Source organism: Sulfitobacter sp. (assembly GCF_041552635.1).
Classification (GTDB): domain Bacteria; phylum Pseudomonadota; class Alphaproteobacteria; order Rhodobacterales; family Rhodobacteraceae; genus Sulfitobacter.
In genome coordinates this window covers 1-9,954 of record NZ_JBFEKM010000156.1, presented here as the reverse complement: position 1 = coordinate 9,954, position 9,954 = coordinate 1, and the positions used below count along the sequence as shown (strand labels likewise).

Genomic DNA, 9,954 nt, shown 5'->3' with positions numbered 1-9,954 from the left:
GACCACCAAACCGCGCGCCAAACTGACCGCCACCGCCGAAAAGCGTCTGCGGGTGTTGGGCAGTCTCGATACGCTGGGGGCAGGGTTCACGCTGGCGTCACAGGATTTGGACATTCGCGGCGCGGGCAACCTGTTGGGCGAAGAACAATCCGGCCAGATGCGCGATGTCGGCTTCGAGCTGTATCAATCCATGCTGGAGGACGCGATTGCCAAGATCAAGGCGGGCGAGATGGAAGGCGTCATCGACGATGACGGTCAATGGGCACCGCAGATCAATCTGGGCGTGCCAGTTCTGATCCCCGAAACCTTTGTGCCTGATCTTGACGTTCGTCTGGGCCTGTACCGCCGCCTGTCCAGCCTGACCACCAAGGTTGAACTTGAAGGTTTTGCCGCCGAACTGATCGACCGCTTTGGCAAGTTGCCGCGCGAGGTTAACACGCTGATGCTGGTCGTGCGGATCAAGGCCATGTGCAAACGGGCAGGGATCGCGAAACTGGACGGCGGGCCGAAAGGCGTGACGATCCAGTTCCACAACGATAAATTCGCCTCGCCCGAGGGGTTGGTGACATTCATTCAAGACCAGCGTGGACTGGCCAAGGTCAAAGACAACAAGATTGTAGTAAAGCGCGATTGGGCGACCGATACGGACAAGATCAAAGGGGCTTTTGCCATTGCCCGCGATCTGGCCGAACATGTCATCGCCAAAGAAAAACAAAAGAAAAAAGCAAAAGCCTAAGCCATTGCGGGCTTAGGCTTTCGGTGTTGGTCAGACCTGTTCGACCTGCCTTAGGTGTACAAGGACGCCACACCCATCTGGGCGTGAATTTCATTCACTGTGGCAGGGTCCATCCCGTAGCCCTTGGCCAGTTTGTGCAGGTATTGGGCTTCTTCCTGGGTATCCAGATCAATCGCCAGCAGCGACATCGCGTAAATCTGCGGCCCCATGCCTTCGGGGGTTTGTGAAACCAGCCCGTCGATATCAATCGGCGCATCCATGCGCGCCTGCACGAACGCCGCTTCCTCGGCATCGACATCACCAAGGTGGTTCAGCAGCTTGTCGCGTTCCGCGGCATCAAAAGTACCATCGGATTTCGCGGCTTGGATCATCGCGGCGATCATCAGCGCGGCAAGGACTTCTTGCTCTTGCGAGGGGACAATCTCGGGGGTGGCGTTGCTGTCGAACTGTGAATTCAGCACGGCACCGAAATCAGCTTCTTCGCGTTCGGGTTTGCCACCGGTGGCACCGCCAAGCCCTGCCAGCAGACCACCCGCACCCGCAGCGCCGGCCAAGCCCCCCAAAAGGCCACCAAGCCCGCCAGACGCACCGGACCCGCCAGCACCGCCCAATTGGTTCAGCAACCCACCCAGACCACCGCCGGACGCGCCGGAGCTGCCACCCAACTGGTTGAGCAATCCGCCCAGACCGCCGCTGTTACTTGCGCCCGCGCCGCCGCCCATAAGGCCGCCCAGCCCGCCGGAACTGCTGGTCCCGCCCGAACTGGCGCTTTTGTTTTTCATCATCGCGCTGGCACCTTTGGCGACGGCAACGCCGATGGCCACCTTGGCCAATGTTTTCATCAAGCTCACTACCCGTTCCCCTTTGTGTAAAATTCTGAGCGAAGTCTGTTGGAATTCCAGCTGCGACACAACCGAATAGACGCAAAGTCACCAGCACAGTTGCGTCAAACCGATTGACAAGCCATCGCCAACCCGCGTCTGTGATCGCATGGAACGTAAAACGACGATAGACACCTTCGGGGCCATTGCGCTGATCGCTTTCGCCTTGAACCTTGCCTTTAATCAGGTGGTGATCAAGGTTACGAATGGCGGCTTTAATCCGGTGTTTTCAGCGGGTCTGCGATCCCTTGGCGCGATTGTGGTACTGGTGATCTGGATGAAGCTGCGCGGTGTCAGCTTTGCCTTTCCGCGGGCCGCCAGAGGCTGGGCCATCGTATCGGGATTGCTGTTCACCTTTGAATTCACCTGCCTTTTCATGGCATTGGACGGCACTACGGTTAGCAGGGCGTCGATTATATTCTATTCGATGCCGGTTTGGTTAACGATTGCCGCGAATTTCTTGATCCCCGGTGAACGACTGACGCGGCTCAAGATCGTCGGGCTTGTTTTGGCGATGTCCGGCGTGGCCGTTGCCCTGACCGATCGCAGCGGCGGGCATGTGAGCTGGACAGGCGATCTGCTGGCGCTGACGTCGGCGTTCTGTTGGGCGGGCATTGCACTGCTGGTACGGGTGACACCGCTTGCCAATGTGCCGCCTGCGCAGCAACTGATGTGCCAGGTTGCGATCTCGGGGCCCATTCTGGTTCTGATTGCGCCGCTGTTCGGTCCTTTGATCCGCGATGTTCAGATGATCCATCTGGCAGGGCTAGGATTTCAGATCATCGCTGTGGCCAGCCTTGGGTTTTTGGCGTGGTTCTGGCTGATGTCGGTTTATCCTGCGTCAAGCGTGGCATCGTTCAGTTTTCTGTCGCCGGTGTTTTCGGTGATCCTAGGCTGGCTGTTATTGTCCGAACATGTGGCATGGTCGGTTTGGGCGGCGTTGGTGCTGGTGGCGGCGGGCATTTACCTGATCAACCGAAAGCCCCGCCTGACCTAGCGCCTATGTTCCGCAGAAGGTCGCGGGCACGATTTCCTGTTCCGTCGGGGGGCGGTGCAGGTCTGCATCGGTTGTCTGGTACGGCGTCGCGAGCGCATTCATCAAACGTTCAAACGGGGCCATATCGCCTGCAACGGCGGCTTGGATCATCTGCTCAATCCGGTGATTACGCGGGATGATCGCAGGGTTGGCAGACTGCATTACCGTTTTTGCATCCGGTTCTGACGCAAGGCGCGCCTGCCATTTTTCCTGCCACGCCGCAAAGGCATCGCGGTCGGTGAACTCGTCCTGCGCCGCGTCGCCCGATAGCGCGCGAAACGCATTGGTGAAATCGGCACCGTCTTGCTGCATCAAGCTTAGCAGGTCCTCGATCAAAGGCGTATCATCCGGCTGCGCATTGGCGATGCCGATCTTTGCCCCGAAACGTTTCAGCCACGCGGCCTCGATCAGTGCGGGCATGGCATGGACGATCTCTGTCGCCTCGGCCACGGCGGCATCTGCGTTGTCCATTTGCTGGATCAATGCGGTTGCCAGCTGCGCCATGTTCCAGACTGCGATTTGCGGCTGGTTCGAGAACGCATAGCGGCCCTGACGGTCGATCGAGCTGAACACGCGGTTGGCGTGGAACGCATCCATGAACGCGCAGGGGCCGTAATCAATCGTCTCGCCAGAAATGGAACAGTTATCGGTATTCATGACCCCGTGGATAAAGCCCACCGACATCCATGCTGCAATCAGATCGGCCTGTGCTGCACAGACGGCGCGCAGCAACCCCATCGGGCCGTCGGCCTGCGGATAGTGACGTTTGATGGCGTAATCGGTCAGGGTGCGCAGGTTTTCAACCTCGCCGCGGTGGGCAAAGACCTGAAACGTGCCGACGCGCAGGTGGCTGGCCGCAACCCGGGTCAGAACGGCACCAGGCAGGGCTGTTTCACGGTAGATCTGCTCGCCCGTGGCGACGGCGGCCAAGGCACGCGTGGTGGGAATACCAAGGGCGTGCATCGCCTCGGATACCACATATTCGCGCAGCACAGGGCCCAGCCATGCCCGTCCATCACCGCCACGCGAATAGGGCGTAGGACCGGACCCCTTTAGCTGGATATCACGACGCTGACCGGTACTGTCGATGACTTCGCCCAGCAGGATCGCGCGGCCGTCGCCAAGCTGTGGGTTGTAGTTGCCAAACTGGTGGCCTGCGTAAAGCTGCGCCAACGGGTCTGCGCCTTGGGGCAATTCATTGCCGCCAAAGGTAAAGGCCAGATCGTCGGTGCCGGCCTCGGCCAGACCAAGGGTCTTGGCCAGATCCGCGTTGAAGGCCAACAGCTTGGGGTCGGCCACAGGCGTCGGGGTGATGCGGGTATAAAAGCTATCCGGCAAGGCGGCAAAGCTGTTATCGAAGGGGGCATTGAATGTCATGGGTTATGATATAGGGGCCTGCGGGCGGCTTCGCCAGCCTGATCATAGCTTGCGTGACATGAACATATAGTTTGCACGGGGTTTGAACCCTGCGCGAGCATAGAGTTTCTGGGCAATCTGATTGTCTTTATCCACCTCAAGATGGACTGCTTTTACGCCCCCGGCAGACAGGGCATTGGGCAAGGCCAACAGGGCCTCGGACGCGATGCCACGCCCGCGCACGCCGGGGCGCACGTAAATCTCGTCGACAATCGCGTCGAGCCCGCCAAATTCCACGGACCAGCCGAATGTGATGATCACATAGCCGATCGGCGCGCGGGCCGGCCCGATCAGATAAGCGACACCGTGCGGGATGCCATCCAGCAGCGGGGCAATACCCGTGCGGCGGGCTTCGTCTGTTTGTTCGATCCCCGCCTCGGCATGAAAGGCCGCGACAAGGCCGATCAACCGGTCCAGATGCTCTGGTTTGGCAAGGGTGAAGGCGGCGCTCACAACCGGGCCAGCCGTTCGGTCAGCAGGTCAAAGAAACCGTCAGCGTCGATCTCCCCCATAAAGGTTGCATTCGGCTCGCGGTCGGTAACGCCCCACCAATCAGCGACAGTCATGCCCATTGTCAGCTCGGATTGGGTTTCGATTTCCACATTGACATGGCGGCCTGTAAACAGATCGGGCCGGATCAAATAGGCGGTCACACAAGGGTCATGCAGCGGCGCGCCGTCCGATCCGTATTTTTCTTTGTCAAAGCGTTCAAAGAATTCAGTCATCTGCGCCACGGCGATCCCCACGGGGCTGCCGATATTGCGAAACGCATCATTGCGGGGGGCCGTGACCAGCGCCTTGTGGGTGACATCCAAAGGCATCACAACGATAGGAATTCCTGATTTAAAAACAATGTCAGCAGCTTGCGGGTCAACGTAGATGTTGAATTCTGCCACGGGGGTGATGTTGCCCCCCTCGAAATAGTCGCCGCCCATCAGCACAATCTTGGCGATGCGCTTGGCGATATCGGGGGCCTTTTGCAGCGCTGTCGCGACATTCGTCAGTGGCCCAAGTGGGCAAAGCGTTACCGTCCCCGGCGCATGTTCGCGCAAGGTATCAATGATGAAATCAACGGCATGGCCATCTTGCAGCGGCATGGTGGGTTCAGGCAAGTCCGGGCCATCAAGGCCGGTTTTGCCGTGCACATGTTCCGCCGTCACCAATGCGCGGCCCAGCGGGCGGTCACAACCGGCAAAGATCTTCACATCCGTTTTGCCAGCTAGTTCACACACGATCCGCGCATTGCGCGTGGTCAGATCCAGCGGCACATTGCCTGCAACGCAGGTGATGCCCAGCACGTCGATATCTTCGGGGCTGGCCAAGGCCAACAGGATCGCAACCGCGTCGTCCTGACCGGGATCGGTGTCGATGATAATCTTGCGCGGTGTCATGTCTGATCTCCTGTCGTGCGTTTCCAGAGCCTTGCCGCATGCGTTGCGCCTTGTCCAGCAGACAGCATGTGGCCTAGCTGCGTTCCGCCCGTTTGACGGCATCCCATAGCGCGTCCATCTCGGCCAGATCACTGTCGGCGGGGGTTTTGCCGATATCAGCCAACCGCGCTTCGACCCCTTCAAAACGGCGAATGAATTTGGCGTTGGCGGCGCGCAGGGCTGCTTCGGGATCAAGGCCTAAATGCCGACCCAGATTGGCCATCACGAACATCAGGTCGCCGAATTCCTCTTCGACCTGCGTCTGGGTCAGGGTATCGCGGGCCTCGACCAGTTCGGCGGCTTCTTCGGCGATTTTGGCCACCACGTCGCCGGTATCAGGCCAGTCAAACCCCACACGCGCGGCGCGTTTTTGCAATTTATAGGCACGCAGTAAGGCAGGCAGGCCAACGGCAACCCCGTCCAGCGCGCCACCTTGGGCCTTGCCTGCGCGCTCGACCGCTTTGATCTTTTCCCAATCGGCAGTTTGTTGATCTGCCGATTTGTCTCGCGATTCATCGCCGAACACATGTGGATGCCGCGCAACCATCTTGTCGCTGATGTTGCGTACCACAGACTGAAAGGTGAAATGGCCGTCTTCTTCGCCCATTGCCGTGTGATAAACGGTTTGCAGCAGCAGATCGCCTAACTCTCCCTCAAGCTCGGGCCAGTCGCCACGTTCGATCGCGTCGGCAACTTCGTAAGCCTCTTCAATGGTATAGGGGGCGATGCTGGCGAAATCCTGTTCGATATCCCACGGGCATCCGGTTTTAGGGTCCCGCAAGCGGCGCATGATCTCTAACAACCGATCAATCCCTGCGCTTTGATCATGGATCAATGCATCTTTCGTCGTCTCGCCCATTGCAGCGCCCTTGTGTCTGGTGTCAGATGCAACCTGACCAAGATATATGCAGGAGTCCACCCAATGCCCGTCGTGAACCGTATCGCGGATTTTGCCCCTCTGATGACTGAATGGCGCAGACATCTGCACACGATCCCGGAGTTGGGCTTTGATTGCCCCAAGACGGCCGCCTTTATCAAGGAGCGGCTGCAAGAAATCGGCGTTGACGAAATTCACGAGGGGATCGCGCAGACAGGTATTGTTGCGATCATCAAGGGCAGCAGTGATGGCCCAACAATCGGTCTGCGCGCGGATTTCGACGCGCTGCCAATCGAGGAAGAAACTGGCGTTGAATATGCGTCTACCCATGCCGGAAAAATGCACGCCTGCGGCCATGATGGCCACACCACCATGCTGCTGGGGGCCGCAAAATATCTGGCCGAGACGCGCAATTTCTCGGGCCGCGTCGCGCTGATTTTCCAACCCGCCGAAGAAGACGGCGGCGGCGCGCAAGTGATGTGCGCCGAAGGCATGATGGACCGTTTCGACATCGCGCAAGTTTACGGCATCCACAACATGCCGGGGGCTGAATTCGGTGCGTTTTTCACCACGCCGGGTCCGATCATGGCGGCGGTCGATTCCTTCACCATCCAGATCAATGGCCGTGGCGGCCACGGGGCCATGCCACACGAGACCGCCGATCCGGTCGTCGCTGCCTGCGGCATCGTTCAGGCGATCCAGACAATTTCCAGCCGTAACGTTTTGTCGGCGCAGGAACACGTGATCTCGGTCACGCAGATCCACACCGGGTCGGCCAGCAACATCATCCCGGATACGGCGATGATCAACGGCACCGTGCGGACCTTTGACAAGGATGTGCAAACCTTGATCCGCAACCGGATGGCAGAGATCGTGCAAGGCCAAGCGGCCAGCTATGGCGTGACCGCGACGCTTGATTACGAGGAAGGCTATCCCAGCACGCAAAACGCCCCCGAACAGACGGCGCTGGCTGCAGATGTGGCGCGCTCGGTCGTGGGCGATGCACATGTCGACGCGGAATTCGCCCGCGTCGCAGGGGCCGAGGATTTCGCCTATATGCTGGAAGAACGCCCCGGCGCTTATCTTTTCCTTGGCGCTGGCGAAGGTGCCGGATTGCACCATCCGAAATTCAACTTCAACGATGATGTCGCCCCTGTGGGCGCGTCGTTCTTTGTTCAGCTGGTCGAACAATTGCAACCGGCGGCAGGTCACTGATGGCGCTTGAGGATGCAAAAACGCAGGTCGATCAAGCCTTTACCCGCGACGACCTGAAAGGGCCGAGCTTTGAGAATGCGTTTGGCGGTGCCACATCATTCCTGCGCCGTCGCTATACCAAAGACCTGACCGGCGTTGATATCGCTGTGACCGGCGTGCCGTTCGACCAAGCAGTGACCAACCGCACCGGCACCCGTCTGGGACCGCGCGCGATCCGCGAGGCGTCGACCTTGCAACCCTATGATCCGCCTTATGGCTGGGATTTCGATGTGCTCAGCGAATTTGCCATCGCGGATTATGGCGATCTGGCGTTTGATTATGGCCACACCAGCCAGTTTCCAGCCGCTTTGACCAAGCATATCAAGGGGATACTGGACGCAGGTGCAGCAAGTGTCGTGCTGGGCGGCGATCATTACATTAGCTTTCCGATCCTCAAGGCCTATGCCGAAAAATACGGGCCGATCAGCTTGCTGCAATTCGATGCGCATTCGGACACATGGCCTGATGACGATATGGACAGGATCGACCACGGCACCATGTTTTATAAGGCCGTGAAATCCGGGATTGTTGACCCGCATACGTCGGTTCAGGTGGGGATCAGAACGACAAACCCGGACACATTGGGGGTCACGACCATTGATGCCCGCGAGGTTCATGAAAAGGGGCCGCAAGCAGCAGTTGCCAAGATAAAACAAGTGCTTGGCGACCGACCCTGCTATCTGACATTTGACATCGACGCGCTTGATCCGGCCTTTGCGCCGGGCACTGGCACACCGGTTTGGGGCGGGCTAACGTCGGCGCAATGCGCGATCATGCTCCGCGATCTTGCGGGGATAAATATTGTCGGCGGCGACATTGTAGAAGTCTCTCCGCCCTTTGACACCACCGGCACCACGGCGATTGCAGGCGCGCATGTGGCGACAGAAATTCTGTGCCTGCTGGGATGGAGGATGCGCAACCAATGACCGGAAAGAACCAACCCATCAGCGGCAACGATCTGGCACGATTTTCGGGGCCAAGCACCTTTATGCGGCTGCCATCAGCAAATGATCTCAAGGGGTTAGACGTTGCTGTTCTAGGAATTCCGCTGGATATCGGCACCTCGTGGCGGTCTGGTACGCGCTTTGGCCCCAAACAGGTCCGATCAGAAAGCGCGATGCTGCGGCCCTATAATCTGGCCACGGGGGCAGCCCCCTTTGACGGATTGCAGGTGGCGGATATCGGTGATCTGGCGATCAACACCTTTTCGCTGTCGGACAGTCTGTCCATCATCAAAGAGAGCTACGACGCTATCCTGAAATATGACGCCATGCCCTTGGCGATTGGCGGCGACCATTCGATTACCCTGCCGATTTTGCGCGCCATAGCGAAACGCCACGGCCCTGTGGCGTTGATACATGTGGATGCCCATGCCGACGTCAATGACGAGATGTTCGGCGAACGCGAAACCCACGGGACAGTGTTCCGCCGCGCCTATGAAGAAGGGCTGATCATCCCCGAAAAGACCTATCAGATCGGTCTGCGGGGGTCCGGTTACGGTGCCGATGACTTTGCCGAAGCCGCCGGTTGGGGTTTTCAACAATTCCCGGCCCACGGACTTTGGCACCGCAGTCTGTCGCCCTTGGGCGCGGAAATTCGACGCGATATCGGCGATGCGCCGGTTTACGTCACCTATGATATCGACAGCCTTGATCCGGCCTTTGCACCGGGCACGGGCACCCCGGAAATTGGCGGGCTGACAACACCGCAAGCGATGGAGCTTATTCGGGCTCTTAAGGGGTTGAACATCGTCGGTGCCGATCTGGTAGAAGTGTCGCCGCCCTATGACACCTCAGGCAATACCGCGCTGACGGGGGCCAATATCCTGTTTGAAATCTTGTGTGTTCTACCGGGTGTTGCGTACCGTTGATCAGACCCGACGCTCCGCGGGGAGTTTACAAGGCAAAATGAAGGTGAAGATCATGATGGCATTTTTTTGGATCGTTGTTGCAGGTTTCGTCGGCTTGCAGGCCTATGTCCGGCTGGCCCCGACGCAGGTTGAAAACTGGGCCATCAAGGACAGCCCGCAAGAGCCGGGAGATTATCCGACTGAGGGTGGCTTCAAAGTGGTGCGGCTGGTGGACGGTGATGGATCAGACGTGATGGATGCGTTCGGCAACGCCATGTTGTCATTGCCAAGAACGCAAAAGCTGGGGCAGGTGCGGGGGCAGGATGTCTATGTCACGCGGTCCCTGCTTTGGGGGTTTCCAGACTTCACAACGATCGCGCGCGAAGATGCCGGCGCGCAGACCCGTGTCGTGATTTATGGCCGCTTGCGCTTTGGCAAATCAGACATGGGCGTCAACAAAAACCGGTTGCAGCGG

General features: G+C 58.8%; 11 protein-coding genes. 6 read left to right on the top strand and 5 right to left on the bottom strand.

What is annotated here, in order from left to right:
- Nucleotides 1–736: TRCF domain-containing protein (locus ABYT07_RS16270; RefSeq protein ID WP_372993085.1), on the top strand; the 736-nt coding region annotated here is incomplete at its 5' end.
- 50 nt (nucleotides 737–786) lie between these two features.
- Here ABYT07_RS16270 and ABYT07_RS16265 read toward each other — a convergent pair.
- The gene (locus ABYT07_RS16265; RefSeq protein ID WP_372993084.1) at nucleotides 787–1,587 is read right to left on the bottom strand and encodes a DUF533 domain-containing protein; all 801 of its coding nucleotides are present in this window, start codon (nucleotides 1,585–1,587) and stop codon (nucleotides 787–789) included.
- A gap of 139 nt (nucleotides 1,588–1,726) precedes the next feature.
- On the opposite strand from ABYT07_RS16265, the gene ABYT07_RS16260 reads away from it, so the two are divergent.
- Nucleotides 1,727–2,614, top strand: a complete 888-nt coding sequence (locus ABYT07_RS16260) for a DMT family transporter (protein ID WP_372993083.1) — start codon at nucleotides 1,727–1,729, stop codon at nucleotides 2,612–2,614.
- Between the two features lie 3 nt (nucleotides 2,615–2,617).
- Here the strand turns inward: ABYT07_RS16260 and ABYT07_RS16255 are convergent, their stop codons facing one another.
- The 4 genes from ABYT07_RS16255 to mazG form a co-directional block, all read right to left on the bottom strand.
- Nucleotides 2,618–4,030, bottom strand: a complete 1,413-nt coding sequence (locus ABYT07_RS16255; RefSeq protein ID WP_372993082.1) for a YdiU family protein — start codon at nucleotides 4,028–4,030, stop codon at nucleotides 2,618–2,620.
- A gap of 42 nt (nucleotides 4,031–4,072) precedes the next feature.
- Complete coding sequence (locus ABYT07_RS16250) at nucleotides 4,073–4,522, bottom strand: GNAT family N-acetyltransferase (protein ID WP_372993081.1); 450 nt, start codon at nucleotides 4,520–4,522, stop codon at nucleotides 4,073–4,075.
- Nucleotides 4,519–5,460, bottom strand: coding sequence for a nucleoside hydrolase (locus ABYT07_RS16245; RefSeq protein WP_372993080.1), 942 nt, complete (start codon nucleotides 5,458–5,460; stop codon nucleotides 4,519–4,521). The genes ABYT07_RS16250 and ABYT07_RS16245 overlap by 4 nt, the downstream gene beginning before the upstream one ends.
- A 73-nt stretch (nucleotides 5,461–5,533) precedes the next feature.
- On the bottom strand, nucleotides 5,534–6,358 hold the full coding sequence (gene mazG, locus ABYT07_RS16240; RefSeq protein WP_372993079.1) for a nucleoside triphosphate pyrophosphohydrolase: 825 nt from the start codon (nucleotides 6,356–6,358) through the stop codon (nucleotides 5,534–5,536).
- Between the two features lie 63 nt (nucleotides 6,359–6,421).
- Here mazG and ABYT07_RS16235 point away from each other — a divergent pair, with 63 nt between their 5' ends.
- The 4 genes from ABYT07_RS16235 to ABYT07_RS16220 form a co-directional block, all read left to right on the top strand.
- Nucleotides 6,422–7,591, top strand: coding sequence for a M20 aminoacylase family protein (locus ABYT07_RS16235; RefSeq protein WP_372993078.1), 1,170 nt, complete (start codon nucleotides 6,422–6,424; stop codon nucleotides 7,589–7,591).
- Complete coding sequence (speB, locus tag ABYT07_RS16230; protein WP_372993077.1) at nucleotides 7,591–8,556, top strand: agmatinase; 966 nt, start codon at nucleotides 7,591–7,593, stop codon at nucleotides 8,554–8,556. Before ABYT07_RS16235 ends, speB (ABYT07_RS16230) begins: the two co-directional genes overlap by 1 nt.
- Entirely contained in the window at nucleotides 8,553–9,500 is a 948-nt protein-coding gene (speB, locus tag ABYT07_RS16225) for an agmatinase (RefSeq protein WP_372993076.1), read from the top strand. Before speB (ABYT07_RS16230) ends, speB (ABYT07_RS16225) begins: the two co-directional genes overlap by 4 nt.
- Before the next feature lie 52 nt (nucleotides 9,501–9,552).
- Nucleotides 9,553–9,954, top strand: a 402-nt coding sequence (locus tag ABYT07_RS16220) for a DUF1499 domain-containing protein (protein WP_372993075.1), incomplete at its 3' end; no start/stop codon positions are given.